Annotated in this window: 22 protein-coding genes; 12 read left to right on the top strand and 10 right to left on the bottom strand. The window is 62.6% G+C overall.

The window, feature by feature from the left end; translation table 11 throughout:
* Window positions 1-245: 245 nt before the first annotated feature.
* Genes dcm through ROV95_RS05045 form a run of 3 tightly spaced genes read left to right on the top strand, consistent with a single transcriptional unit; the run spans window position 246 to window position 3,286 of the window.
* Entirely contained in the window at window positions 246-1,496 is a 1,251-nt protein-coding gene (gene dcm / locus ROV95_RS05055) for a DNA (cytosine-5-)-methyltransferase (RefSeq protein WP_312543327.1), read from the top strand.
* A gap of 2 nt (window positions 1,497-1,498) precedes the next feature.
* The gene (locus ROV95_RS05050; RefSeq protein WP_111188405.1) at window positions 1,499-1,930 is read left to right on the top strand and encodes a very short patch repair endonuclease; all 432 of its coding nucleotides are present in this window, start codon (window positions 1,499-1,501) and stop codon (window positions 1,928-1,930) included.
* Window positions 1,931-1,948: 18 nt separating this feature from the next.
* Window positions 1,949-3,286 (top strand): type II restriction endonuclease, encoded by a 1,338-nt coding sequence (locus tag ROV95_RS05045; protein ID WP_262238550.1) that lies wholly within the window; start codon window positions 1,949-1,951, stop codon window positions 3,284-3,286.
* 36 nt (window positions 3,287-3,322) lie between these two features.
* On the opposite strand, the gene ROV95_RS05040 is transcribed toward ROV95_RS05045, so the two are convergent.
* The 7 genes from ROV95_RS05040 to aceE all read right to left on the bottom strand — a co-directional run bounded on the left by ROV95_RS05040 (window position 3,323) and on the right by aceE (window position 13,056).
* Window positions 3,323-4,072: a hypothetical protein gene (locus tag ROV95_RS05040; RefSeq protein WP_206620636.1), complete on the bottom strand. Its 750-nt coding sequence runs from the start codon at window positions 4,070-4,072 to the stop codon at window positions 3,323-3,325.
* Entirely contained in the window at window positions 4,069-4,851 is a 783-nt protein-coding gene (locus tag ROV95_RS05035) for a hypothetical protein (protein WP_312543322.1), read from the bottom strand. Before ROV95_RS05035 ends, ROV95_RS05040 begins: the two co-directional genes overlap by 4 nt.
* Entirely contained in the window at window positions 4,826-6,739 is a 1,914-nt protein-coding gene (locus ROV95_RS05030) for a hypothetical protein (RefSeq protein WP_312543320.1), read from the bottom strand. The genes ROV95_RS05035 and ROV95_RS05030 overlap by 26 nt, the downstream gene beginning before the upstream one ends.
* 305 nt (window positions 6,740-7,044) lie before the next feature.
* On the bottom strand, window positions 7,045-8,499 hold the full coding sequence (locus ROV95_RS05025; RefSeq protein ID WP_164262222.1) for a hypothetical protein: 1,455 nt from the start codon (window positions 8,497-8,499) through the stop codon (window positions 7,045-7,047).
* Window positions 8,500-9,891: a ParA family protein gene (locus ROV95_RS05020; protein WP_164262221.1), complete on the bottom strand. Its 1,392-nt coding sequence runs from the start codon at window positions 9,889-9,891 to the stop codon at window positions 8,500-8,502.
* Complete coding sequence (locus ROV95_RS05015) at window positions 9,888-10,262, bottom strand: hypothetical protein (protein WP_312543318.1); 375 nt, start codon at window positions 10,260-10,262, stop codon at window positions 9,888-9,890. Before ROV95_RS05015 ends, ROV95_RS05020 begins: the two co-directional genes overlap by 4 nt.
* A gap of 106 nt (window positions 10,263-10,368) precedes the next feature.
* Window positions 10,369-13,056 carry a pyruvate dehydrogenase (acetyl-transferring), homodimeric type gene (aceE, locus tag ROV95_RS05010; RefSeq protein ID WP_099604734.1) on the bottom strand — a complete coding sequence of 896 codons (2,688 nt, stop codon included), beginning with the start codon at window positions 13,054-13,056 and terminating at the stop codon, window positions 10,369-10,371.
* A 566-nt stretch (window positions 13,057-13,622) separates the two neighbouring features.
* Here aceE and ROV95_RS05005 point away from each other — a divergent pair.
* The 3 genes from ROV95_RS05005 (at window position 13,623) to ROV95_RS04995 (ending at window position 15,991) form a co-directional block, all read left to right on the top strand.
* The gene (locus ROV95_RS05005) at window positions 13,623-14,183 is read left to right on the top strand and encodes a PadR family transcriptional regulator (protein ID WP_312543317.1); all 561 of its coding nucleotides are present in this window, start codon (window positions 13,623-13,625) and stop codon (window positions 14,181-14,183) included.
* 60 nt (window positions 14,184-14,243) lie between these two features.
* Window positions 14,244-15,041 (top strand): siderophore-interacting protein, encoded by a 798-nt coding sequence (locus ROV95_RS05000; protein WP_312543316.1) that lies wholly within the window; start codon window positions 14,244-14,246, stop codon window positions 15,039-15,041.
* A gap of 548 nt (window positions 15,042-15,589) precedes the next feature.
* A complete protein-coding gene (locus ROV95_RS04995) occupies window positions 15,590-15,991 on the top strand; it encodes a hypothetical protein (protein WP_312543315.1) in 402 nt (133 codons plus the stop codon).
* Window positions 15,992-16,166: 175 nt separating this feature from the next.
* On the opposite strand, the gene ROV95_RS04990 is transcribed toward ROV95_RS04995, so the two are convergent.
* Window positions 16,167-16,874, bottom strand: coding sequence for a YceI family protein (locus ROV95_RS04990; protein ID WP_005415047.1), 708 nt, complete (start codon window positions 16,872-16,874; stop codon window positions 16,167-16,169).
* 86 nt (window positions 16,875-16,960) lie between these two features.
* Entirely contained in the window at window positions 16,961-17,551 is a 591-nt protein-coding gene (locus ROV95_RS04985) for a malonic semialdehyde reductase (RefSeq protein WP_005415046.1), read from the bottom strand.
* A gap of 126 nt (window positions 17,552-17,677) precedes the next feature.
* Between ROV95_RS04985 and ROV95_RS04980 the strand changes: the two genes are divergently transcribed.
* The 6 genes from ROV95_RS04980 (at window position 17,678) to ROV95_RS04955 (ending at window position 21,623) form a co-directional block, all read left to right on the top strand.
* The gene (locus ROV95_RS04980) at window positions 17,678-18,637 is read left to right on the top strand and encodes a mitochondrial fission ELM1 family protein (RefSeq protein WP_058980935.1); all 960 of its coding nucleotides are present in this window, start codon (window positions 17,678-17,680) and stop codon (window positions 18,635-18,637) included.
* A 152-nt stretch (window positions 18,638-18,789) separates the two neighbouring features.
* Window positions 18,790-19,020 (top strand): hypothetical protein, encoded by a 231-nt coding sequence (locus ROV95_RS04975; RefSeq protein ID WP_005415044.1) that lies wholly within the window; start codon window positions 18,790-18,792, stop codon window positions 19,018-19,020.
* Between the two features lie 48 nt (window positions 19,021-19,068).
* Window positions 19,069-19,920: a DUF2145 domain-containing protein gene (locus ROV95_RS04970; RefSeq protein ID WP_312543311.1), complete on the top strand. Its 852-nt coding sequence runs from the start codon at window positions 19,069-19,071 to the stop codon at window positions 19,918-19,920.
* Window positions 19,921-19,938: 18 nt separating this feature from the next.
* Window positions 19,939-20,442 carry a hypothetical protein gene (locus tag ROV95_RS04965; RefSeq protein WP_031269949.1) on the top strand — a complete coding sequence of 168 codons (504 nt, stop codon included), beginning with the start codon at window positions 19,939-19,941 and terminating at the stop codon, window positions 20,440-20,442.
* Between the two features lie 32 nt (window positions 20,443-20,474).
* Window positions 20,475-20,987 carry a hypothetical protein gene (locus ROV95_RS04960; RefSeq protein WP_312543310.1) on the top strand — a complete coding sequence of 171 codons (513 nt, stop codon included), beginning with the start codon at window positions 20,475-20,477 and terminating at the stop codon, window positions 20,985-20,987.
* 75 nt (window positions 20,988-21,062) lie between these two features.
* Window positions 21,063-21,623 (top strand): queuosine precursor transporter, encoded by a 561-nt coding sequence (locus ROV95_RS04955; protein WP_312543309.1) that lies wholly within the window; start codon window positions 21,063-21,065, stop codon window positions 21,621-21,623.
* A gap of 104 nt (window positions 21,624-21,727) precedes the next feature.
* On the opposite strand, the gene glnE is transcribed toward ROV95_RS04955, so the two are convergent.
* Window positions 21,728-24,523 carry a bifunctional [glutamate--ammonia ligase]-adenylyl-L-tyrosine phosphorylase/[glutamate--ammonia-ligase] adenylyltransferase gene (gene glnE / locus ROV95_RS04950; protein WP_312543308.1) on the bottom strand — a complete coding sequence of 932 codons (2,796 nt, stop codon included), beginning with the start codon at window positions 24,521-24,523 and terminating at the stop codon, window positions 21,728-21,730.
* Between the last annotated feature and the right edge of the window lie 281 nt (window positions 24,524-24,804).

The raw sequence follows: 24,804 nt of genomic DNA, 5'->3' as shown, positions 1-24,804 counted from the left end.
CGATGCACCACTGATGGCGGCTCCAGGATGAATCGTCACGCAGCGGTGTCGCACCGTTTGAGATCGGCAACAGCTATGGTTCGCCCGATCTCGACGAGCCGGAGATCGCCCGCACCCGCGCGGCGGCTTGGTGACCGGATCCAGCAGGACGGGTCACTGAGTTGCCACGACCCAGCCAGCTGGACGGATCGCTTTCCCCACGGGAAGAAATTGGACATACTGTCCCCCGAATTCCCGGAGCACCCATGAACGCGTACGAACTGATCGACCTCTCCCTCCAGCGCTTCAGCCCCAAGGAGGTCGCCCAGGCACTGGGAGTTGATCCGAAGACGGTCCGCCGCTGGCAGCTGCGCGAGACCGAACCCAAGCCTTACATCGCAGATGCCATACGCCAGCGTCTGCTGCCCTTCGGCGAACCGCCTTCGGGCGAGGGCCAGTTCCGATTCATTGATCTGTTTGCGGGCATCGGCGGCATCCGTACCGCCTTCGAGAAGCAGGGCGGCCGCTGTGTGTTCACCAGCGAGTGGGACCCGTACGCAATCAAGACCTACAAGGCCAACTTCCACGACGGTCCCGATCACGTCTTTGCCTCGGACATCACCAAGGTCCATGAGAACGACGTGCCGGATCACGACGTGCTGCTGGCGGGGTTCCCCTGCCAGCCATTCTCCATCGCGGGCGTGTCCAAGAAGAACTCCCTCGGCCGTCCCCACGGGTTCTCCGATAAGACCCAAGGCACGCTGTTCTTCGACGTGGCGCGCATCATTGACGCCAAGCGTCCTCGCGCTTTCCTTCTGGAGAACGTGAAGAATCTGATGAGCCACGACAAGGGCCGCACGTTCTCAACGATCATGGACGTGCTCCAGAACGAGCTTGGCTACCATGTGCAGGCAAAGGTCATCAACGGCAAGCACTTTGGCCCTCAACACCGCGAGCGCATCATCATCGTGGGTTTCCGCGAGGAAACTGCATTCACCTTCGATGACCTCGAACTGCCTGACTTTGGCATCTCGCCCCGCATGGCCTCCGTTCTGCACAAGCAGGATGGCAGCGAGGGGGAGGATCAGCCCTACATCGGTGGTGCGAAGGGCAAAGTACTGGACAAGTACACGCTGTCGGACAAGCTCTGGGAGTACCTGCAGAACTATGCGGCCAAGCACCGCGACAAGGGCAATGGCTTCGGCTTTGGTCTGGTGACCCCGGAAAGTACCTGTCGTACGCTCTCTGCGCGCTACTATAAGGACGGTTCGGAGATCCTCATTTCCCAAGGCCCGAAGAAGAATCCGCGCCGACTGACGCCGCGCGAGTGCGCCCGTCTGATGGGCTTTGATGACAACTTCCGCATTCCAGTTTCCGATACCCGTGCCTACAAGCAGTTCGGAAACTCAGTGGTTGTGCCGGTGATCGCTGAAGTCGCCCGCATCATGGTTCCTCACCTGCTCCAGAAAGCTGATTCGGAGCCGGCAAAGCCGGCCAAGAAGAAGGCCAAGGCCTGACCTTGGTCGACAGCCTTACCCCGGAGCAGCGGTCCGCGCAGATGTCGCGGATCCGTGGTTCGAACACCAAGCTGGAGGTCCTTGTCCGCAAGGGCCTTCATGCGCGGGGACTGAGGTATCGGCTTGGTGGCGCGAAGCTGCCTGGCAGGCCGGACATCGTGCTGCCGAAGTATCGGGCGGTGGTGTTCGTCCACGGGTGCTTCTGGCATGGGCATGACTGCCCGCTCTATAGGTTGCCTAAGACGCGACCGGAGTTCTGGGCAGATAAGATTGGCAAGAACAGAACGCGAGACCAGCGCGTTACCTCTGAGCTTGAAGCCATGGGCTGGCGGGTACTGACCGTATGGGAGTGCTCCCTGCGCGGCAAGACCGCCACTGAGCAGGCTTCATTTCTGGATCGCTTGGCCGAGACCCTACGTCAAACAGCACACTGAGGAAGAACTAACGTGGAGATGGATTTTCTGGAGCAGAGTTCAGACCAGTGGTCGCTGATGGAGTCCTTTGTCAATCGCAGCGGCAAGCTGTTTCTGAAAAAGCTCTCCCGCAATGATGCATCGTGGGCAAATGAGGGTGGCGGCCATCAGTACGGCTTCTATGTGCCCCGCGCCGTACGCGAGTCAGACTTCTTTCCCGAGCTTCATGCCCGGGAAGACATCCCGCATATCCTGGAAGCTGACTGCCCATCATTCTGGCCCCAGACCGGCGAGGTCAGGAGCGACTCTGGTATCAAGTACTACAGCAACAAGGGCTCTGAGTGCCATTTCACAAGGATTCCCGCAGAGCTTTTTGCTGGTCTCAACCCCGCATCGTGGCTGCTGGGCGGGACGCTTGAAGAGCCCGAAGGGAATGCATATCACTGGTTCATGGTGATTGACTCAGCTTCTACGGAAGCGGAAATGCTTGAGAGTCGTCTCGACATCCAAGCGAACTTCCACTTCGATCTTTTCGATCCATCGAAGTTCAAACGCGCCTCGGCCATCGAGTCGGACGAAGCTGCGGAACTGATCAGCGAGATCGATGCCGCGATCAGAACTGGCACCATCGAGACGCTCGTTGCGAAGTATTCGAAGCTTCCTGATCCGCTTGTGCTTGCGGATGAGGCGCGGTTGGATTTCCTCAGATCTGTGAGGTCGAAGACGTTCAACCCATGGGATATCAAAAAGCCTGGCGACGCTCTCATGCGCGTAAGCAGGGACATCGAGTTCTCAATCTACCGCCGACATGAGCTCCGTATGAGGGCAGTGGAAGTCGCCAGAGTTCTAGCCCAGCATGACCGGTCTGCGACTGCGGCCGTACGCGGTTTCTCGTCCTTGAACTCGATATTTCTCTCTGCAAGCCAACAGCGGAAGAGCCGTGCTGGAAAGTCATTTGAGACCCATCTGGCCGCCATGTTGCGGGCAGGGGGAGTGAGGTTCGAGGCGCAGGCAATTCTTGGCCAGCGACGCCCGGACTTCGTCCTTCCTGATCAGGCGACGGTCGCCTTGGACACGCAGAGGCGATATGAAGACGCAGCAATTCTTTCGGCCAAGACGACTCTACGCGAGCGCTGGAAGCAGATCACCCACGAACGCTTCAACTGCGCAATCTTCCTAGCTACGGTGGATGACCGGGTTTCGAAGGAAGCGCTTGCGGATCTGCAGAAGGCAGAGATCACGCTGGTCGTGCCGGAGTCGTTGAAGATGAAGACCAACGAGTCCCTCTACTATCACGACACGAACGTGATTTCCTTCCGGCAGTTCTTTGACGAAGAACTGGCTCGAAAGCGGCCGACGTTGCTTCTTGCAGGATGACCCCGCGCACGAGAGTGTGCGGGGGCAGCTCATACATCAAGCACCAGAAGGAGCGCTCCATCCTGCGTACTCCGCAGGAAGGATGGCCAGGATCTCCTCGGCATTCATCTCACGAAGCAGATAGGTTCGTTCGAATTGACCGAAGCTGCTGATGAGTCGCCTGGCTGCGCCTAACCCGACTCTGCTCTTCGGATCCTTTCGATGCTCCTTCTTTCTGATGGTTGCGACGCCAGCCTTCGGAGTTCCGTCGGACTTCAAGTACATACTCTCTGCCACCTTCCAGAATCCAGGATGGGCGTAGATCTCCTGCCGGGCCGTGATCTGCTCGGCCACATCCCCCCAAGCTGTCCGTGGGGAGCTCAGCGCAACGCGGGCTCTCGTTCCATGAAGATGGACCAGTTCCCATGCAGTGCGAACGATCAATCGATAGGCTCGACGCGCGTCAGTCTCGATGTAATGCGGAACATCAAATGGCTTTCCATCGTTCCCACGGCCTCGCTTCAGCAAGTTCGGAAGCAGCGCCAGAGACAGCCAAGCCCACATCCCTCTATCGGCTCTAATCGCAAAACGATCGGCGTCGGGTCCAAATACGCTACTCACCAAGTAGACGCCAATCTCGTACGTCGTACCGAACATCAGAGAGGTGTCGACATACCACTCGCCAAACGCCTCTCTACACAGCGCGTCGTTCGTGAGAATCTCTGAAGGCGCAGGCCCAGTAGGTGCCGACAGCCAGGCGCGGAATCGCTCGATACCCTGCTCATTGAATGCTTTGACCTGGATCATTCCGTCATATCCCCATGCATTTCACTGATCAGGCGATCGATCTGAAGGCGAAGGTGTCCAGTAGACGCAAACCTGCGGACAACGGATGCAGCCCACTCCTCGACGAGGTCGTCCTCATCCTCCGGAGGTGGCCCCACATCGAGCTGATCGATGTAGGCCTTCCATGTCCCTGTCCAAGTATCGTCATCGTCAAGCGATCCGGAGTGCTCTCCAATGCGCATTGCCACCTTCCGCATGACTTCCGGCATCACCAGCGAGACAAACCAGTGATGATTTACCGCCGCCAGCGCAACAGGAAAGATGCTGCGCTCCACGAGAATGCATGGCTTGGCAGAGGCGTCTGCACTGGCCGGGGGCAGGTCCAGCTCCCATACTGGTCCGTTGAGATCCGTTGGGAAAATGTCAACAAGACTTCCACCCAGATTGCCTGACTCGTCGATGGGCCTGACGCCGTCCGCAAAGCCGATCAACCTCTTCTCACCAGGCATGTGAAACACAAATCTGAAGCGAACCGGCTTGTTGCGAACCAGCTCGTTGATGGGTCGGGCGGTCCTGCTGAAGTTCGATACCGTCCCCAACGCGAAGTATTGTTCGGAAGATCCTGACGTGGCGACGCAATTGATCAGCACTTCGGGCGCAATGCCGGCGGCTGTGAAGTCGAATCTCTCAAGCCAGAAGGTCCGATCAGACTTACCGTCGTCGCTGAGCCGCAGCGAGAAGTGGCGGCGATCAATCTCATTCAGGCCAGTAGGATTAGTTCTGCGCGATATCTGCTTCATCAGCAACCTCCTTGTACTTCACTCGCACTTCGAGCTGTCGGTTCTCATCGAATCCGCGCACGGCAATTGACGCGTCATCCTTGTTCATCCGGAATCTGAGCTCGTTGCCATCGACGGTCAAGTCCGTAACGCCACTGGCGTCGATGCTGAACCTTTTTTTGTCTTCGAGCCAGAAGTCTGCCGCATCCCAGAGTCTGAACGGGTCGCCATGGACCGTGGCATAGCCGGTTTCCACGCGGCATTCCAAGGGCACGAAGGTTGAGTCAGGCAGCGCATGCGCGCGGACCGTGAATCCGTCCTTCCCTGGCTTGAAGCTGACCGGCTTTGGCTGGGGAGCCGGAATATCAACAAGCTCGATATCGCCCGGCCTTTCCTTACTGCCAGCGTCGCCACTTGGCCCCTTTTTGACTTTGACAGCTTGAGCAGGATCCGCGAAGTAGACAGCCAGTGCTGTTTCATCTCGCTGCCCAACGGGCGCAACCAGTTGCACCAGTTTCGCAGCTGCGTTCCGAACGGCAGCAAGGAAGACGTTAGGCGTCATGTAGGCGTTCTTCACCTTCGGACGCTGGGCATTCCAGGTTCGATGTGTCGGCTCCTCCGCACACACGAGAAATTCGGATAGGTTCTGGTCATCGATGAAGGTGAGTGCCAGTACCGGCTGGGCTGCACGTACTGACTTCAACTTCTTCTCCCCATCAATAGCAAGATCCTGCCTGATGAAAAGTTCCTCACTCCGCTCCAGTTCTTCGTCAGACTGGAGGAACACTCGAAACGTCGTCGATTGGACCAATCCCTTCTTCGTTTTGATCGACAATGGAAGATCGACAACGATAGGATCCCCCAGCTCAAAGGAATTTTTAAGATTGGTCAGATCCGCGGATTCAAATGAAGACTCGTCGATTGCCTTGCCGTTGTGCCATCCATGCTTGGCACTTGCCAAGGCAGGCCGCTTGCTCTTTGCGGCCGCCATTCTGAGGAATTCTCTGAACGAAGCGCTTTGTCGACTGGCTTCAGCAAGTCCAGCTGAAGCCTCCGCTATTGAACTCTCATTGAGAACAGCGTCACCGACAGTGACTTCAAGTCGACCGCGGCTGATGGCAAAGAAGAACTCATTAACGACGGCGGTACGAATTCCCTCCTCTGTGAGGTTCTCCTGTGGCAAGGGAACGATAAAACTCGTTCCAGCCTCGTCCCCGCGGGAAAGTCCGAGCTCCTGCTTGAATGCCTCGATCAGCGATCTATCGACGATCGGAGTGCCTTGCTTGTCAGGATCCACCTCGCTTCCCCATCGGGCCTCCTTTGCCCAACGCTCTGTCTTGCCTTCCAAGCGGTAGTTACGCAGGAATCGACTGCAACCAAACAAGAGTTCCTTCCCATCTGACTTCCGCTTGGTCAGCGCGATCACGGTTCGCACCTCGCTTGCCAAGTAGAGCGTGATCTTGCCTTGTCCCGCACCACCATTGGCGCGAGCATGCTTCGCACCTTCGCCTTCTCTGAACCAGAATGCGTTCCAGTTCTCGCTTGAACCATCCACTGATGAATCTGTGTAGGCTCCTTCGAGGCCTGTCGTTCCAAAGTCTTCAATCAGAAGAAAGCGTGCTTTGCTTGGCAATGGCCCCTGCAGAAGCTGCCCAGCCTTTGCATGCTCCAACCAAAAACCAGAAAACAGGGCACTCGCGAGCTTGCTGCCTGCAAGGTCTATTTCAACAATGCGGTAGCTGACCTTAACTTGGTCCTCTACGGACGATCGAGCGTCTAGTGGATTCTGAAGCGTCTCACGAACGAGAATCTCAATGTTCGTACGCTCTTCAATCGAAAAATTATCATCGGAAATGCTTGAACCCGAATTTTCATTCGGATTGAGCATTCTGAACTGCCAAGCTGCCATGCCTACCCTTGTCCTTGCCTCATCCTGACAGAACAATTGATAGCAGCATAATTGGCCAACTTCAATAGAACAAATTACTCGCGAACCAGAAATTGAGACTGGACTTGATAACTCTAGCCGCCAGAGTCAATCCAGTAGCCGGACTCCGCTCAACGAGTTGGTCCTGCGAGACACATTTCGAGCGAGTTCCTGGCGATATGTGCAGCAGGCAAACCAACCAGTACGAACAGATCCCAGCTTAGGACTACCGAGCCGAGGTTAACCTCGGCCCAGAGGAAACAAGGCACTGATACAGTCAGGGCAAATCATATTCTTGGAGTAACGCCGCCCTTTTTAAGCATGTTAGCGGCAACCCGAAAGAGGTCTGGCATATCAAGCCTATTATCAGACCTGAATGAGACGACGCCAATTCTCTCCATTGCATGAAGAAGACGGCCATTCTTATCCGTCCCTCTAGGCAAACGAGGCGGGAAAGGAGGCATAAAACCAGCCGCCGGATCCCTTGATGCGCGCATAATTACGTCCACTGTGTTTGATTTTTCCCAACGCTCGTAGATCAGAGATGTCTCGCAGGGCACTCTCAAGCCCGCAAGCGGCGCCAGTGCCCTTTTAACCCAGCGATACTCAACTACTAGCTGATCCACACGAACTTTTGAGGCTTCACGAAGACCATGCCGCATACCCTCGGGTTGAATTACCAAGGTTGAATCCAAGTCGGAGACCTTCGCCGCTTCGGCGAAGAGCTTTATGAAACTTCTTGGAGTTACCTCACCTCTTGCATCGGCCAGATGCTTGTAAGGCCAGTCATACACTTTGCCCTTCTTATGGCCGTTTCCCATGTATTTTCCGGCCATTGCCTCCATGATCCTCTCCTGAAGGTCTTTGTCAAAAAGCAGCCGCCAAGTACGCCTCTTCTTGATTCGGTCGGCGACCGGTCTGGGGACCGTCCCACCTATGAGCTCAGAGAACTGCCTCTTCGCCTCTCCGGAGAACTCAGACATTCTCCAATAGAGGAGACCGTACAAGTCCGTGATGCTCCATTCAAGTTGGACACGCCCACTCCTAAGCTTGGGCATCTCCACAAATTCCAGCATCTCATCGTTCAACTGTTCAGGACGAATGAATACTTTGGTCTTTATCGCTTTGCATACACGCAGCGACCAGACCACTCGAAACAAGGCGTCCGTCAATGCTACCGATCTTTTCCAATCAGTCGACCAGGTGTCAAGAGCATCAAAAGTTACGAGAAGCACCTTGCCTGAGGCAGAAATTTTCCTATCAAGTACCGCAAGCTCGTGCTCTAGATCCTCTGGATCTTCAAAGTCACCCATCATTTTTTTGATGGTGGGCAAGTCCGCATCTGGATCAAGGAAAGATCGGGCAGCACGAATAACAACGACATTCCAAAGCAAGTATCCGATGGTAAGCTCCGCGCCCACCGGAACCCTAGCGTCCAAAACTTTTGCGGTAATGGCGTTCTTACCAGTGAATCCTGTATAGCCCGCCTTAACCTCCAGCCTTTCCAGTCCGATGTGTGGATAGACAGCTGCGGCAAAACTTCGAGTCGACTCTTGCTCAAGAACGCCCGCCCAAAAACTCTTACCGGTGCCACGAGCGCCCACTACTACGGGAGAATTGGGATCCAGCGCATTAGCGTGCTGATCAGGTGAAAAAACCTCCTCCACAGACGGTCTGTAATCACCAGCAGCATCATGATCAGAGGGCATGCGTGCCAATGCCATTTTCAGCTCACGATACATTCAAATCTCCCTTGGACCATAGTTTTCAAGCACCCTCTCAACCTCACCTACAAAAGGACCGTAGAGCTGCATGTGTGTAGAGAGCTGCAGCAGGTCTGGATTGAGCAGCGGATCAAAGGAGCGGTAGAGCTCGGACTCTGGAATGCTAACAAATGAGAGACCATCGACAAAGTCGCTCGCCTCTTCATCTGCCACATTGGAAACAGCATCTTGCTCGTCCGCCCAATCAACTTCAAACCCTTCGCCCATTGCTTCCAGATCCTCCCCCGAGGAAGAATCCTTTAAACCAAATAGCCTTTGTTTCAAAAGAAGTTCCACAGCATTTTTAAACGTCACATTCACTTCTGCGCCAGCAGACTTCGCCTCTACAAAATTGACGCGCCCCCAGAACTCATCATCTTTCGGTGTTCGTGCAGCGACGTGGGAGAAAAGAAAGTCATAGCCGAGCAACGTTTGTGGCTGATTTACTCCGAAGACAAATATTTCACCACCCAACCCCAAAATTGCTGATGCAGTAGTTTCATGCAGACCAGCTCGTGCGTCTACCAGGATAACGTCGTATCTCGAGTCCAACGAGTGGACTTCAATGAAATTCGAAATAGTCTCTGAGAGACCACTCCCAAGCTGCTCACTCGATGCCAAGTACGCACGCGCAATTTTGGAAAGCACATTTTCCGGACTCGTCATTGACGCCGTACCTACAACTGGCACAACATCAATCCGCCCTCGGCCTGCTGCAAGCCAAGACGGCCCTACGGTGTCGACAACAAAGCTGGTATCGACCTGCCCAATTGCTGTTTCAACGATGTAGTCAAGCAATCCATACTTGGGTGTCGTGTCCGGCGTCAACAACATGGTCCCTAGACCAGGCGCTTCAAAGTCCATATCGAGCGCAAGCACGCGACGTCCCGTGGAGGCCAAATGTGACGCGAGCACACAGAGCGCTGTCGTTCTGCCAACCCCGCCCTTGATACTAGCAAAGACAATGATAGGGACACTTCCAGCCTTGTTAACAGGCTTCTTTAGCCAGTCCTGTCCTGCCGCGCGACGCTCGATGAGCCAGACCTTGTTGCGATCCCCAGGGGCACCAAAGTCCAGTTCAACCTGTGTTGCGCCATCCCTCGCCCTCAACGCCTCGTCAAACAAGCGGTCAGGGGTGGATATTGCGTATTTCGGGCCATCAACATAGTTCGGAATCAGGCGCGCAACCTCTTCAGATGCGACATCAACTGACTCACTCCATGCCTCTTCTGAAATTATGAACGTCAGCTTCCCGGAAACATCTCTAAGAAAAACTCCCGATTCGATAAAATCCAATCCCATGCCATTAAACAGCACCTGCGCAAATTGCGGCAGCGCAGTGTCAAACGTAACCGTACTTTTTTTGATCATCGCTTAATTCCCGCCGTTGCCATTAACCGAGATGCAATTACAAACCAATCCTGCAACTCAGCGTCGGAGGTTGATCCGGTTACATAATATCGGCGATTTACGCTCCACCCTACAAGGACATCATTTTTTAAAAGTGAGTGCATGGAGGCACTGAGCGAACGCCCCTGCAGATGTTTCCTCGCAATCATTAGCAACTCCGGAAAGTGCCCGTGAGGAGCGGACGCGTCGGTTCGAAGAGTTTTTATTTTGTGGTTAATAGCACACTCTGCAGAGAAGCCTATCAAATGCCCTGCGTTGTCCTTTCTACCGGCCAGGCGAAGCGCTTCAGCATCCTTGAAGTGTCTGACGGCCGCAGACTCATAGTCATCCATCGAGTTTACTCCTGATCAACCGTCTAAATTTCAGCCTTCCAAAACTGCAAAAGGCGAGGACAACTCAGTCATCCTCGCCTTTGAGCATCTGATCGACTACGCGCAATCAAACCCCAACAGGATTAGCCTTCTCCGGATCAATCTTGTACTGCTTGATCGCCCGGGCCACATCCTTCGCGGTCATCTTCCCGTCCTTCGCCAGCGCCGCGATCGCGGCATGCGCGATGTAGTACCGGTCAACCTCAAAGAACCGGCGCAGGTTTGCACGCGTATCCGAACGGCCAAAGCCATCCGTACCCAGCACGGTGTACGACATCGGCACGAACGCACGGATCTGGTCCGCATACGCACGCACGTAGTCGGTGGCGGCAATCGCCGGGCCCTGGCGGCCTTCCAGCAGCTCGGTCACGTAGGCCTTGCGCTGCTCGCCTTCCGGATGCAGGCGGTTGGCACGTTCCACGTCGAAACCATCGCGACGCAGTTCGTTGAAGCTCGGGCAGCTCCAGATGTCGGCGGTCACGCCGAAGTCCTTGTCCAGCAGCTCGGCGGCGGCAATGGCTTCGCGCAGGATGGTGCCCGAACCCAGCAGCTGCACGCGCAGCTCGCCCTTCTTCGGCTTGCCGGCGTCGGTCAGCAGGTACATGCCCTTGACGATGCCTTCGGCCGCGCCTTCCGGCATTTCCGGGTGGGTGTAGTTCTCGTTCATCAGGGTGACGTAGTAGTACTCGTCCACCTGGTCTTCCATCATGCGCTTGGTGCCGTGCTGCAGGATCACCGTCACTTCGAAGCCGAAGGTCGGGTCGTAGCTGCGCACGTTCGGGATGCCACCGGCCACCAGATGGCTGAAGCCATCTTCGTGCTGCAGGCCTTCACCGTTCAGCGTGGTGCGGCCGGCGGTGCCACCCAGCAGGAAGCCGCGGGTACGCATGTCGGCGGCCTGCCAGGCGATGTCGCCCACGCGCTGGAAGCCGAACATCGAGTAGTAGATGTAGAACGGCAGCATCGGCACGTTGCTGACCGAATAGCTGGTACCGGCGGCCATCCACGAGCTGATCGCACCCGGCTCGCTGATGCCCTGCTGCAGCACCTGGCCGCTCTGGTCTTCGCGGTAGAACATCAGCTGGTCCGCATCGACCGGCTTGTACTTCTGGCCGAACGGCGCGTAGATGCCGATCTGGCGGAACAGGCCTTCCATGCCGAAGGTACGGGCTTCGTCGGCCACGATCGGCACGATGTGCGGGCCCAGTTCCTTGTCGCGCAGGGTGATGTTCAGGCTCTGCACGAAGGCCATGGTGGTGGAGTAGCTGCGCTCGCCGCTGCTCTTCAGCAGGCGCTCGTAGGCTTCCAGCTTCGGTGCCACGAAGGTCTTGTCGGCCTTGCGGCGGCGCTGCGGCAGGTAACCGCCCAGCGCGGCACGGCGTTCCTGCAGGTACTGCACTTCCGGCGAATCCGGGCCCGGGTGGTAGAACGGCACCTGGCCGTCGGCCAGCTGCGCGTCGGTCACCGGAATGTTGAAGCGGTCGCGGAAGTGGCGCACCGCTTCGTCGTCCAGCTTCTTGGTCTGGTGGGTCGGGTTCAGTGCCTCACCGGCGCTGCCCATGCCGTAACCCTTCACGGTCTTGGCCAGGATGACGGTCGGCATGCCCTTGGTGTTCACGGCCTGGTGGTAGGCGGCGTACACCTTGTGCGGGTCGTGGCCACCACGGTTCAGGCGCCAGATGTCGTCGTCGGAAAGGCCGGCGACCATCGCAGCGGTTTCCGGGTACTTGCCGAAGAAATGCTCGCGGGTATAGGCGCCGCCGAAGGCCTTGCAGTTCTGGTATTCGCCGTCGACGGTTTCCATCATCAGCTTCTTCAGGACGCCGTTGGTGTCCTTGGCCAGCAGGGCATCCCAGTAACCGCCCCACAGCAGCTTGATCACGTTCCAGCCGCCGCCACGGAACACGCCTTCCAGTTCCTGGATGATCTTGCCGTTGCCGCGCACCGGGCCGTCCAGGCGCTGCAGGTTGCAGTTCACCACGAAGATCAGGTTGTCCAGGCCTTCACGGCCGGCCAGGGCGATGGCACCCAGGGTTTCCGGCTCGTCGCTCTCGCCGTCGCCGATGAAGCACCACACCTTGCGGTCGGACTTCTCGATCAGGCCACGGTTTTCCAGGTAGCGCATGAACTGCGCCTGGTAGATGGCGGCCAGCGGGCCCAGGCCCATCGACACGGTCGGGGTCTGCCAGTAGTCCGGCATCAGCCACGGGTGCGGGTACGAGGACAGGCCACCGCCGTCCACTTCCATGCGGAACTTGTCCAGCTGCTCTTCGCTGATGCGGCCTTCCAGGAAGGAACGCGCGTAGATGCCCGGGGCGCTGTGGCCCTGGATGAACAGCAGGTCGCCCGGGTGGTTCTCGCTCGGGGCGCGCCAGAAGTGGTTGAAGCCCACGTCGTACAGGGTGGCGCCGGAGGCGAACGAGGCGATGTGGCCGCCCAGGTCACCCGGCTTGCGGTTGGCGCGCACCACCGTGGCCATCGCGTTCCAGCGGATGATCGAACGGATGCGCCATTCCAGCTCGGCGTTGCCCGGGCTCTTGGCCTCGAACTGCGGTTCGATGGTATTGACGTATTCGGTGGTGGGAGAGAACGGCAGGTAGGCGCCCGAACGACGGGTCAGTTCCACCATGCCTTCCAGCAGCTGATGCGCGCGCTCGGAGCCCTCGACATCAATAACGGCCTTCAACGACTCGATCCACTCCTGGGTTTCCACAGGATTCGGGTCGTTGTTCAGCACCTCGTTCAACCAGTTCATTAGCGCTCCCATAACCGCACGCACGCGCGCGACTGTTGTATAGATTTCTAGACCGCAAAGTGTAGCGCACCAAGGGCTTTCGTCACTTGGCTACGCAGGCGTATGGATGCATGCGGCCAGTGTCCGCAAGGCATGTCCCGCCCTGTCCAGCAGCAGGACAGGCCCCTGTTTCCGGCCGCTACGGCCTCTTGCGGCCGGCGCCCCGCTGTCGCATCAGGCCCGCTGCGTCCATGCGCAGGACGCAGTGTTACTACTGCCGATGACGCTTCTGGGGCAGGTTTGGTGTCGGGGGCGGCCGCTTCCGGCGCCGGGCACTGAACCAGCGGCAACATGCCGCATCCGGCACTGGAAGTGCGCCGCTGGCGGCCGCAGGGTAGAGACCGAGTGCTGGCCCCAAGGCCCCGCTCCCTTCCACAGTTGCTGCCGGGGCGCCCTGCAAAGGGCGCCCCGTTTCTGCGCGCGCCGCCCGCCGTGGCCCAAAACAGACCCGCTTGTGGCCGGATCGAGTGTTGTCGCTTTCGACATATCGATATATCGTTTGCAAACTCGTTTACCGATATATCGAAATGAGCCGTACCGCTTCTGCCAGAGCCCGTTCCACCGATCCGGATGTGCCGCGCCGCAACGGCCAGCCGCGCGTCCTCAGCCGCGGCGACCTGCGCCTGCTGGTGCTGGCCCTGATCGGCGAGCAGCCGCGCCATGGCTACGAGCTGATGCAGCTGATCAGCAACCAGTTCATGCAGGCCTACACGCCCAGCGCCGGCACCATGTACCCGCTGCTGGCCAGCTTCGAGCAGGCCGGCTGGATCGAGGCCGAGGAAGTGGATGGCAAGCGGATCTTCCGCATCACCGCTGCCGGCGAGTTCGAGCTGAAGGTGCAGCGCACCCAGGTACGCCTGGCGCAGCGGCGTGCCTTCGACCGCGCCCGCGAGATCACCAAGGCTTCGCTGCCGCCGCCGCTGGCCACTGCCCTGCGCGAGTTCAAGCGGGCGCTGGTGCATCACCACGGCCGCTGGGCCGAGGGCGAGGCGGACGAAGTGGCGGCGCTGCTGACGCGGGCCTCGGCCCTGCTCAACGGTGCCACCGGCAGCGAGAGCCCACCGTTTTCAACGACCCAGCCAGACTGAATCCAGCCAGGTCTCCCCCATGCCGCGCGCCCCCGCGCGACACCTTTACAGGTAACCCCCATGACCGAACACAACAACACGCGCCTGCGCCTGGATGTGCGCTTCCGTGAACTGACCGTGCTGCGCACCGAAGAGGTCACCCCGCACATGCGCCGCATCGTGCTGGGTGGCGACGACCTGGCCGGCTTCGATTCGCCCGGCGCCGACGACCACATCAAGCTGTTCTTCCCCAACGCTGCGGGCGAGATGGTGCTGCCGGTGCTGACCGCTGAAGGCCGCAGTTACCCGGCCGGCAAGGAGCCTTCGCCGTCGCGCGACTACACCCCGCGGTGGTGGGACCACGAGACCGGCGAGCTGGCCATCGACTTCGTGCTGCACGACCAGGGCGTGGCCGGGCCGTGGGCCGAGCGCGCACAGCCCGGCGACACGCTGGTGATCGGCGGTCCGCGCGGCTCGTTCGTGGTGGCCGACAGCTACGACGCCTACGTGCTGATCGGCGATGAGACCGCGCTGCCGGCCATCGCCCGCTGGCTGGACGTGCTGCCGGACGGTGCCGAGGTGCAGGCCTTCATTGAAGTGCGCGACGAGGACGAGCGCCAGGACCTGCCGCAGTACGAGAACGTGCGCATCCACTGGCTGGAGCGCAACGGCTTCCCGGCGGCCAGCAGTACGCTGCTGGAAGACATGCTGACCGACTTCGAGGCCCCGGACGGCGATGTCTTCTACTGGATCGCCACCGAATCGCGCCGCGCGCGGATGATGCGCAAGTTCATCGAAGGCCACCTGGGCGTGCCGCGCGACTGGATTCGTTCCACCGGCTACTGGAAGGCGCACCCGGACGAAACCGACGGCGATTGACCGGGCAGCCGGTGGGTGCGGACCCTGCTTGGTGGGTGCGGACCGTTGGTCCGCACACCTTTGACCATGTAGAGCCGAGCCCATGCTCGGCTGCTTTTCGCTCCACCCTCGCGTTACGCGCGATGAGCCGAGCGTGGGCTCGGCTCTACAGGGGTCATCGGCGGCCATGCACATTCCCTGGTGGGTGCGGACCGTTGGTCCGCACGCTTTTTGTGTAGAGCCGAGCCCATGCTCGGCTGCTCTTCGTTCCGCGATCGGCGAACCCTCGCGCTGCGCGCGATAAGCCGAGCGTGGGCTCGGCTCTACAGGGGTCATCGGCGGCCATGCACATTCCCTGGTGGGTGCGGCCCGTTGGTCCGCACGCCTTTGACTGTGTAGAGCCGAGCCCATGCTCGGCTGCTCTTCGTTCCGCGATCGGCGAACCCTCGCGCTGCGCGCGTTGAGCCGAGCGTGGGCTCGGCTCTACAGGTATTCCGCCGCCCGGTTCAACGCATCAGCCGCCAAGCAATGCGACAATCGCGCTCCTTTCCTGCAGCAACGAGGCCCACATGGCCAAACTGACCCTGGCCAGCGTGGATGCGCTGCGTACCCGCTTCACCGATGACGCCGCCTGCGACGCGGCCCTGGCCGCCTTCGCCGATACCGCTGCACTGCGCGCGCCGCTGCGCGACCTGGTGGAGGCACAGCACCGCTACCTGCAGGCCGAATTCGAAGTGGCGCAGGTGGCCGACGTGCTGCGCCGCGACCAGAAGTACGCGCCGGTGGGTCGGCCTTCGATCAACATCGTGCAGCTACGCAAGCAGCAGGCTGCCACCAAGCAGGCGGCGTTGATCGCCCGCCAGGTGGTGGCGCAGGCCGCGCAGACGTTCGTGCGGGTGAGCGGGCTGGCGGTGAAGGCCAAGCAGAGCCCGAGCGAAGCGTGCGTGGCATGGTTGGGCGCGTTGCGCTGAGGGATCGTGCGGACCAACGGTCCGCACCCACCAGATGCCGGTTGGCACCTACCGGGTAGTGCCGGCCACTGGCCGGCAACCCCATCGGCATCGGGCACCTCGCATGCAGAGCCCAAAAAGAAGGCCCGCTTTTCAGCGGGCCTTCTGCCTTCTCACGACGAGTGAGTGGGGTGCATCAGGCCGCCGGCTTTTCGCCGGTGGCTTCGGTGGTGATGCGGATCTTCACTTCATCGCTGACGTTCGGGGCATACGCGCCGACGCCGAAATCGCTGCGCTTCAGGGTGGTGGTGGCATCGAAGCCAGCCGCCGGAACCTTGGCCATCGGGTGCTCGCCGCCGCCGTTGACGGTGACGTCCAGGGTGACCGGCTTGGTGATGCCCTTGATGGTCAGGTCGCCGGTGACGGTCAGCTTGTTGGTGCCGGCCGCTTCCACCTTGGTGCTCTTGAAGGTGGCATCGGCGAACTTGGCGGCGTCGAAGAAGTCGGCGCTCTTCAGGTGCTCGTCGAACTTGGCGGTGAAGCTGTTCAGGCCGCTCAGCGGCAGCTTCACTTCCACGGTGGACTTGGTCACGTCTTCGGCGTTGTACACCAGGGTGCCTTCGACGTTGCCGAAGTGCGCGCTCGGGTTGGAGAAGCCGAAGTGGCTCCACTGCGCCAGCACGTCGGTGTGGCTCGGGTCCAGCTTGTAGGTGCCCGAGGCGATCTTGATCGCTTCGGCGGCCGGCGCGGCAGCGGCGGCATCGGCGGCCGGGGTGGCGGCCTGCTCGGTGGTGGCCGGGGCGGCGGCATCGGCAGCCGGGGCAGCGGTGTCGGCCGGCTTGGAGCAGGCGGCGATGGCCAGGGTCAGGGCCAGCGGCAGCAGCAGTTTACGGGTGGCGCTCATCTGAGGAACTCTCCGGATCGTAGGGTGGGTACACGGTGCAGCAATGGCCCGCCGCGGAACAGCGGGCCCGAAACCGATACAGCGACTTACGCGATGCGCGCCGCTTCGTCGAACGACAGGCGCGGCAGGCGCGGGAACAGGCCCGCCGGATCACCGTAACCCAGGTTGACCAGGAAATTCGACTTGATGGAGGTGCCGGCGAAGAAGGCTTCGTCGACCTTGGCCGGGTCGAAGCCGGACATCGGGCCGGCATCCAGGCCCAGCGCGCGCGCAGCCAGGATCAGGTAGGCGCCCTGCAGGCTGCCGTTGCGGATGGCGGCTTCGTGGCGGCCTTCCTGCGGGCCATCGAACCAGGCCTTGGCATCGGTGTGCGGGAACAGGTACGGCAGCTTCTCGTGGAAGTCCAGGTCGAAACCGATGATGACGGTGACCGGCGCAGCCATGGTCTTGGCCAGGTTGCCTTCGGACAGCGCCGGGGCCAGCTTGTCCTTGGCCTCCTTCGAGGTGACGAAGACGAAGCGCGCCGGCGTGGTGTTGGCCGCGGTGGGGCCCCACTTCACCAGGTCGTACAGTTCCTTCAGCAGGCTCTCGGGGACCGGCTTGTCGAGGAAGGCGTTCTGGGTGCGGGCCGTACGGAACAGCTGGTCAAGGGCGGCGGCGTCGAGCGCGTGGGACATCGGTGGATCTCCAGGGCGGCGAAAGGAAGTCAGTGCCCGCGGGCGGCGCGGGGCGAAACGACGAGCCGCAGTGTAGAGTGTCGCGACTGTTGCAACACCCAGCAGGGCTGAAACGAATTAATGCCAATGGTGAAACGATCGAGCGCGCCATGGACGGTCACCGACGGCCGTGCGGGCAATGTCCGCCAAGCGGTCGCGCTGGCCTCGGCACTGCGCCAGGGCACCCACCGACCGCTGCTCCTGCAACCGCGCGCGCCCTGGCGCTGGCTGTCGCCGCGGCGCCTGCCCGGCGATGTCAACGGCTACGGCGAGGCCTTTGCGTCACTGGCCAACGAGGCGCCGGCGCTGGCCATCGGCTGCGGGCGCCAGGCCGCAGGCGCGCTGCGCGTGCTGCGCGCACGCGGCAGCCAGGTGGTGCAGATCCTCGACCCGCGCATCAGCGCCCGCCATTGGGACGTGGTGGTGGTGCCCGAACACGATGCCCTGCGTGGCAGCAACGTGCTCACCCTGCTCGGCAGCCTCAACCCGGTGGACGACGACTGGCTGGCCTGGGGCCGCGCCGCGTTCGCCGGCTTCAGTACCCTGCCTGGCCCGCGCACGGCGCTGCTGGTGGGCGGGCCGACGCCGCTGGCACCGTGGGACGAGAACGCGATGGTCGGCGTATTCCAGGCGCTGGCCGAGCAGATCCGCAATGAAGGCGGCAGCCTGCTGGCAACCACCTCGCGACGCACGCCGCCGGCCCTGGCCGAGATCCTGCGCGCGAAGTTCGCCAACCTACCGCACGTGATCTGGGGCGATGGTGGCGACGGTACCAATCCCTATGGCGGCCTGCTCGGCTGGGCCAACCGCGTGGTGGTCTCGCCCGATTCGGTGAACCTGCTCTCTGAAGCCTGCGCCACGCGCATGCCGGTGATGGTGGCGCTGGCCGAGACCGCGCAGGGCCGGCTGGCCCGCTTCCAGCAGCAGCTGCGCGAGCGCGGGCGCTTGCAGCCGCACTGGCTGGACTGGCAGTACGACCGCATCGAGCCACTGCGCGAAACCGCGCGCGTGGCGGCGGAAGTAAAGCAGCGCCTGGCATTGGGGTAGTGCCGGCCCTGGCCGGCAACGCTGTGCGCATTACCGAACACCTGACGTTGCCGGCCAGCGGCCGGCACTACCCGGGTGCGCAGCGTTTTCTGAACATTTCGACCCGGCACCACGGTTACAGTCCAAGGCCCCCCGTTGGACTGAACATCTACATGCGTACCCTGCTCCTGCTGCCCTTGGCCCTGCTCGCCGCGTGTTCGACCGCGCCCACCGAGCTGGACCCGATCTCCTATCAGTGCCAGCAGCAGCTGGACGCGTACCGCGAGCAGCCGGCGCTGCGCGATCCGAAGACGGGCGAGCGCCCGCCGCTGCCGATCGCCCCGATCAGCGATGCCTGCGACAGGGAACTCCAGCGCAAGGGCGTGGATCGCCCGCTGCGCTGAGCAGCGTATGATCGGCGCGCGGGCCTGCCCGCCGCTGAAGGTACCGACATGGATCGTTTTGCCCGCCTGCCCCGTGCCGCGCTGCTGATCGCCAGCCTGCTGGCGACCGCACCGGCCTGGGCCGACAGCACCGCCTGCCGCGAGCGCTACCCGAGCGTGGCCTCGCAGGCGGCGATGCTGGACGTGGCCTGGACCACCGCCGAACGCCTGGACGCGCTGCCCGATGTGGACGTGGTGGTGGCCGCGCGCGGTGGCCAGGACCTGAGCCGCTACGGCCTGCGCCACAGCCACCTGGCCTTCCTGCTGCGCGAGGACGACGGCCGCTGGCGCGCGATGCACCTGCTCAACCGCTGCAAGACCGACCGCTCGCAGCTGTACCACGAAGGGCTGGGCAACTTCGTCGGCGAGAGCGGCGGCCATACCGACCTGCGCATCGGCGTGCCGTCGGCACCGTTGCGTGCAGCGCTGCGCGCGATGCTGGTGCCCCCCTCGATCCAGCCCAAGGCGCTGCACGAAGCGAAGTACAACGTGGTCGCCTACCCGTTCGCCACCGACTACCAGAACTCCAACCAGTGGGTGCTGGAGGTGCTGGCAGCGGCGATGGCGCAGGCCGAAGGCGCGCCGGCCATCGTCAAGCGCGAACAGGCACAGCAGTGGCTGCGCCAGCGCAAGTACCAGCCCAGCCTGCTGCACATCGGCCTTGGCAAGCGCGTAGGTGCGCGCCTGTTCGTAGCCAACGCCACCACCACCGACCATCCAGCCGGCGAACGCATCTCCGGCAACTATTCGGTGGTGACGGTGGAATCGGTGTTCGACTTCCTGCACCAGCGCAGCCAGCTGCAGCAGGAACTGGTGATCCCCCATGTGCCGGTGGCCGGTGCCACTGCCTCCACGCCCTGAATCCGCAAGGAGAACGACATGCGTCCGCTGCTTACCTCTGTGTTGTCGATGGTGATCGTCACCGGCCTGGCCTGGTCCACGGCCGCCCACGCCGAACGCCGCATCGTGATCATCCACGACCCGGGTCCGCAGGGACCAAGCCTGGAAATGTCCACGCAGATGGTAGCCTCGGCCCGCGCTGCAGCGGCCAAGGAAGCGCAGGATGCCGCCGACGCCGGCCAGCCGCTGGCCCGCCCGCAGCAGATCAAGCTGCCGCAGATGGAGGTGAGTGCCATCTCCACTACCGTGGATGGCCGCCGCGAAGTGCTGCTGCGTGATGCCAACGATCCGCAGAACACCGCATCGATGCAGTATCCGCGCGGCGTCGGCGACCCGGCCGTGCAGTTCACCGTGGGCCAGACCGTGAATTTCGAGCCAACCGGCAACGACCAGGGCTGGCAGCTGAAGGACAACCAGGGCCGCCCGCTGGAGTACCTGCCCGAGGCCACCGGCCCGCGCGATATCTTCGATACCCGGCGCTGAGCCGCCGTCTCCCCCCTGACCAGGAGGTCTCCATGTTCCGTTGCCTGCGCGTTCCCGCTTCTGCATTGCTGCTCTCCGCGCTGCTGGTGCCCACCGTCCATGCCGGCGCCGCGCCGCAGTTGAACAGCAGCGAGGCCAGCGTGCTGATCACCTCACTGATCGTGGTCTCGGTGCCGCTCGCTGCATCGGCGGGCCTGTCCGAACTGTCCAAGGCGCCGTTCAAGGCCAGCGAACGCAATGGCAGGGTGGCCCGCACCAAGGCGGTGCCGCTGCCGCCGATGGAAGTGAAAAAGGTGGAGACCACGGCGGCGGGCGAGCGCCAGGTGCAGCTGCAGGTGCCCGGCAAGGCCGATCAGACCGCCACCCTGCGCTGGCCGGCGCGCGTACATGAAGACCAGACGGCGGCCTTCGTGGTCGGCCAGCGGGTGCATTTCGAGCCCACCGAGGCCGGTGCCGGCTGGACCGTGAAGAGCGCGCAGGGCCAGGCCCTGGCTTACGTCCCCACCGCCTACGCCGCCGGTGACGTGATGAGTGAAGCGCTGTAAAGCTGAACGACCGTTTTTGGTTTTGCCACGGCCCGGGCGGATAATGGGTGATCCCCTTTCTCCCCCTGGCTCGCCATGTCCGTGCGTCCTGCCCCTCTGTTTGCCCCGCTGACCCCGCGCGCCCTGGTGCTGGCGGTACTGGCGATGGGCGCGGTGGTGCTGCTGTCCAACGTGCTGGTGCAGTACCCGATCAACGACTGGCTGACCTGGGGTGCCTTCAGTTATCCGGTCGCGTTCCTGGTCAGCAACCTGATCAACCGCCGCTTCGGTCCGGGCCCGGCGCGCCGCGTGGCGTGGATCGGCTTCGCGGTGGCGGTGTTGTTGTCGATCTGGGTGGCCACCCCGCGCATCGCCATTGCCTCCTGCTCGGCGTTCATCGTGGCCCAGCTGCTGGACATCACCGTGTTCGACCGCCTGCGCCGTGGCAGCTGGTGGCGCGCACCGATGGTGGCCACCACCTGCAGCGCGACGGTGGATACCACCATTTTCTGGTCGATCGCGTTTGCCGGCTCCGCGCTGCCGTGGGTGAGCTGGGCCGCCGGCGACCTGGCAGTGAAGCTGGCGATCGGCGTCTGCCTGCTGGCCCCGTTCCGCGCGTTGTTGTGGAAGATGGCGCCGCTGCGCGCGGCCAGCTGACCGCCATTGCCCTGGTAGGTGCCAACCTTGGATGGCACATGAGCACGGTCGGCACCTACCAACAGCGGATCATCCCCGGGTAATTGTTCTAATGGGTGCACCCATCACCCGAACGGCAACGCCGCCGCTCTGCACGCCGCCGTAATCGCCGCACACGCGTCTTCAATCGCGGGCGTGGTCGGTGCCAGCCGCGGGCGCCGGTCCAGCGTGCAGGCCAGGCCTACGTCGAGCAGCGTGGCATGCGCGGTATGCAGTGCCTGCGCGGTGGCACCGGGCAGGAAGCCCGCAACCGCCAGCGCATCGATCAACGACGGTGTATCGCGCGGCTGCAGCAGCGCAGGATGCTGCGCACTACGCGCCAGCACGCCGGTCTGCAGCAGGAACTCCAGGTCCACCACGCCACCGGCACCCTGCTTCAGGTCCAGTCGCGCAGCATCGCTGCGGTCCAGTTCGGTGCGCATGCGGCCACGCATCTTCAACACATCGGCATACAGCGTGGCCGGATCGCGTTCGCGGCCAAGCGTCTGTGCACGCACCTGTTCGAAATCGGCCAGCAGGCTGGCATCACCGGCCACGCCGCGTGCACGTACCAGGGCCTGGTGTTCCCAGGTCCACGCGCGTTCGCGCTGGTATTCGGTGTAGCTGGCCAACGAAGACACCAGTGAACCCTTGCCGCCATCCGGGCGCAGGCGCACGTCGATGTCGTACAGACGGCCGGCGGCGGTGACCGCACCGAGCAGCGCCATCACCTTCTGCGCCAGCCGCGCATACCAGCGCCCCGGTTCCAGCGGACGTGCGCCATCGCTGGCCTCCACGCCGGCCGGATTGTCGTGCAGGAATACCAGGTCCAGGTCGGAACCGAAGCCCAGCTCAAGCCCTCCGAGGCTGCCGTAGCCGATGATCGCGAAGCGCCCACCGGGAATCACGCCGTGTGCCGCGCGCATGTCCGCTTCGGCCATCGCCAGCACGGTGGTGACCACCGCCTGGGCCAGCTCGGCCAGTTGCCGCGTGCTGTCCACTGCGCCCTGGCGACCGTCCAGCGTGGCCATCGCCATGCGGAAGCTGAGCGCCAGCCGAGTCTCGTTGAGCCAGCGCAGTGCGGATTCGGGGTCTTCCACCGCCAGCACCTGCTGGCACTCGGCCAGCATGCCGGCCGCATCGGGCATCGGCCCGGACACGCGCACGTCCAGCAGTTCGTCCAGCAGCAGCGGGTACGCGGCCAGCCGCTCGGCCAGCAGCGCGCTGCGCGCCAGCACATCCACCAGCCGCGCCAACGCGCTCGGTTGTTCGTCCAGCAGCGCGAGATAGCTGGTCCGGCGCAGCACCGCCTGCAGCAGGCCAAGCACGCGCTTGAGCGCGGCATCGGGTTGCGGCGAGCGCGTGGCCGCATGCAGCAGCGCCGGCAGTACGCGATCCAGCCGTGCACGCGCCGCATCGGATAACGACTTCACGCCGGTGCCCTGGGCGAAGTCACGCAATGACTGGTCGGCGCCATTGGCATCGAGGAAACCGGCTTCCGCCAACAACGGCGCGTTGCTGCCCTCGGGCAGGCTGCGCCAGTAGTTGGCCAGCGCGTCGGGCGCGGCCTGGCCCTTGCGCGGGGCCAGCAGCGCGGCGAATTCGGTGCTGACCCGCTGCTGCTGTTCGGCCAGTGCCGCGCGCAGTACCTCCCAATCCGGGTAGCCGAGGCCGATGGCAATGCGCGCGCGGTCCAGCGCGTCGCTGGGCAGCACGTGGGTCTGCGCGTCGCGCAGCATCTGCAGGCGGTTCTCCAGCCGGCGCAGGAACAGGTAGGCCTCACGCAGCGCGCTGCCATCCTCGGGCGCGATCTGCCCCGCGGCCACCAGCGCGTCCAGTGCCACCAGCAGGCGGCGCTCGCGCAGCGCCGGCTCACGGCCACCGCGGATCAGCTGCAGCGCCTGGCACAGGAACTCGATTTCGCGGATGCCACCGGCGCCGCGCTTGATGTCTTCGTGCAGCTCGCGGCGCGCGACTTCGGCGGTGATCGCCGCCTTCATCTCGCGCAGGCCGTCGAGCGCGGTGAAATCGAGGTAGCGGCGGTACACGAACGGGCGCAGGGTCTGCAGCCACGCCTCACCGGCGGCGATGTCGCCGGCTACCGCGCGCGCCTTCAGCCATGCGTAGCGCTCCCAGTCGCGGCCTTCGCGCTGGAAATACTGGTCCATCGCCGCGAACGACAGCGCGACGCGGCCGGCGCTGCCGAACGGCCGCAGGCGCAGGTCAACGCGGTGGCTGAAGCCATCGACGGTGGTTTCGTCCAGCAGCTTGGCCAGGCGCTGGCCGAGGCGGGCGAAATACTCTTCGGCGGCCAGCGCGCGCGGGCCGTCGGATTCGCCGCCGTGCGGGTAGGCGTAGACCAGGTCGATATCGGAACTGAAGTTGAGCTCGCCGCCGCCGAGCTTGCCGAGGCCGAACACCACCAGCTGCTGCGCGGCGCCTTCGCCATCGCGGACCACACCGTGGCGCTGGGCGAATTCCTGCTGCAGCGCGTCCAGCGCCAGCCGCAGGCAGTCCTCGGCCAGGGTGGTGGCGCCAGCCAGCGTCTGCGCCACGTCGTCCAGCCCAGCCAGGTCGCGCCAGATCAGCCGCGTCGACATGGCAGTACGCCAGCGCCGGATCTGCGCCGGCCAGTCGCTGGGCTGCAGCGGATCGAGCACCGGTGGTGGGATCGGCGGGCAGCCGGGGGTAGCCAGCTGCGCCAGCAGCGCCGGTTGCCGCACCAGGGTGTCCAGCGCGAAGTCGCTGGCCACCGCCAGTCGGGTCAGCAGCGGCAGCAGTTCGGCAGGAACGGGCTCGGGCAGGACCTGGGCCAGGCGCGCCAGGGCGCGGTCGACAAGGGGCTGCAGGGAGGCGGGCAGGTCAGCGGGGGCGAGGGTCATGGGCGGATTGTATCGACCCGGTCGGGACGCGACGGACCCGGTAGTGCCGGCCGCTGGCCGGCAGATCCCATGATCCTGCCGAAGGTTGCTGCAGTTGCCGGCCAGCGGCCGGCACTACCGATAATGGAGGCCGCGCATTCATACTGGGCGACAGGCAATAAAAAAGCCCGCTTGCAGCGAACTGCCAGCGGGCTCTGCTCCCTCCCCCACGTCGGGATGCAGGGCCATCGTGCGGGCTGCGAAAGCACTTTGCACGCTGCACTGCAAAACAGAACCGATGG

The sequence above is a fragment of the Stenotrophomonas maltophilia group sp. msm1 genome (genome assembly GCF_032025805.1).
GTDB classification, from domain to species: Bacteria; Pseudomonadota; Gammaproteobacteria; order Xanthomonadales; family Xanthomonadaceae; genus Stenotrophomonas; species Stenotrophomonas hibiscicola.
This window is presented reverse-complemented; position numbering and strand designations above follow the sequence as displayed.

What these genes read in the sequence shown, in the direction of transcription:
- dcm (WP_312543327.1), top strand. Translation starts at nt 246, where the DNA reads ATGAACGCGTACGAACTGATCGACCTCTCCCTCCAGCGCTTCAGCCCC.
- ROV95_RS05045 (WP_262238550.1), top strand. Translation starts at nt 1,949, where the DNA reads ATGGATTTTCTGGAGCAGAGTTCAGACCAGTGGTCGCTGATGGAGTCC.
- ROV95_RS05040 (WP_206620636.1), bottom strand. Translation starts at nt 4,072, where the DNA reads ATGATCCAGGTCAAAGCATTCAATGAGCAGGGTATCGAGCGATTCCGC.
- ROV95_RS05035 (WP_312543322.1), bottom strand. Translation starts at nt 4,851, where the DNA reads ATGAAGCAGATATCGCGCAGAACTAATCCTACTGGCCTGAATGAGATT.
- ROV95_RS05030 (WP_312543320.1), bottom strand. Translation starts at nt 6,739, where the DNA reads ATGGCAGCTTGGCAGTTCAGAATGCTCAATCCGAATGAAAATTCGGGT.
- ROV95_RS05025 (WP_164262222.1), bottom strand. Translation starts at nt 8,499, where the DNA reads ATGTATCGTGAGCTGAAAATGGCATTGGCACGCATGCCCTCTGATCAT.
- ROV95_RS05020 (WP_164262221.1), bottom strand. Translation starts at nt 9,891, where the DNA reads ATGATCAAAAAAAGTACGGTTACGTTTGACACTGCGCTGCCGCAATTT.
- ROV95_RS05015 (WP_312543318.1), bottom strand. Translation starts at nt 10,262, where the DNA reads ATGGATGACTATGAGTCTGCGGCCGTCAGACACTTCAAGGATGCTGAA.
- aceE (WP_099604734.1), bottom strand. Translation starts at nt 13,056, where the DNA reads ATGAACTGGTTGAACGAGGTGCTGAACAACGACCCGAATCCTGTGGAA.
- ROV95_RS05005 (WP_312543317.1), top strand. Translation starts at nt 13,623, where the DNA reads ATGAGCCGTACCGCTTCTGCCAGAGCCCGTTCCACCGATCCGGATGTG.
- ROV95_RS05000 (WP_312543316.1), top strand. Translation starts at nt 14,244, where the DNA reads ATGACCGAACACAACAACACGCGCCTGCGCCTGGATGTGCGCTTCCGT.
- ROV95_RS04995 (WP_312543315.1), top strand. Translation starts at nt 15,590, where the DNA reads ATGGCCAAACTGACCCTGGCCAGCGTGGATGCGCTGCGTACCCGCTTC.
- ROV95_RS04990 (WP_005415047.1), bottom strand. Translation starts at nt 16,874, where the DNA reads ATGAGCGCCACCCGTAAACTGCTGCTGCCGCTGGCCCTGACCCTGGCC.
- ROV95_RS04985 (WP_005415046.1), bottom strand. Translation starts at nt 17,551, where the DNA reads ATGTCCCACGCGCTCGACGCCGCCGCCCTTGACCAGCTGTTCCGTACG.
- ROV95_RS04980 (WP_058980935.1), top strand. Translation starts at nt 17,678, where the DNA reads ATGGTGAAACGATCGAGCGCGCCATGGACGGTCACCGACGGCCGTGCG.
- ROV95_RS04975 (WP_005415044.1), top strand. Translation starts at nt 18,790, where the DNA reads ATGCGTACCCTGCTCCTGCTGCCCTTGGCCCTGCTCGCCGCGTGTTCG.
- ROV95_RS04970 (WP_312543311.1), top strand. Translation starts at nt 19,069, where the DNA reads ATGGATCGTTTTGCCCGCCTGCCCCGTGCCGCGCTGCTGATCGCCAGC.
- ROV95_RS04965 (WP_031269949.1), top strand. Translation starts at nt 19,939, where the DNA reads ATGCGTCCGCTGCTTACCTCTGTGTTGTCGATGGTGATCGTCACCGGC.
- ROV95_RS04960 (WP_312543310.1), top strand. Translation starts at nt 20,475, where the DNA reads ATGTTCCGTTGCCTGCGCGTTCCCGCTTCTGCATTGCTGCTCTCCGCG.
- ROV95_RS04955 (WP_312543309.1), top strand. Translation starts at nt 21,063, where the DNA reads ATGTCCGTGCGTCCTGCCCCTCTGTTTGCCCCGCTGACCCCGCGCGCC.
- glnE (WP_312543308.1), bottom strand. Translation starts at nt 24,523, where the DNA reads ATGACCCTCGCCCCCGCTGACCTGCCCGCCTCCCTGCAGCCCCTTGTC.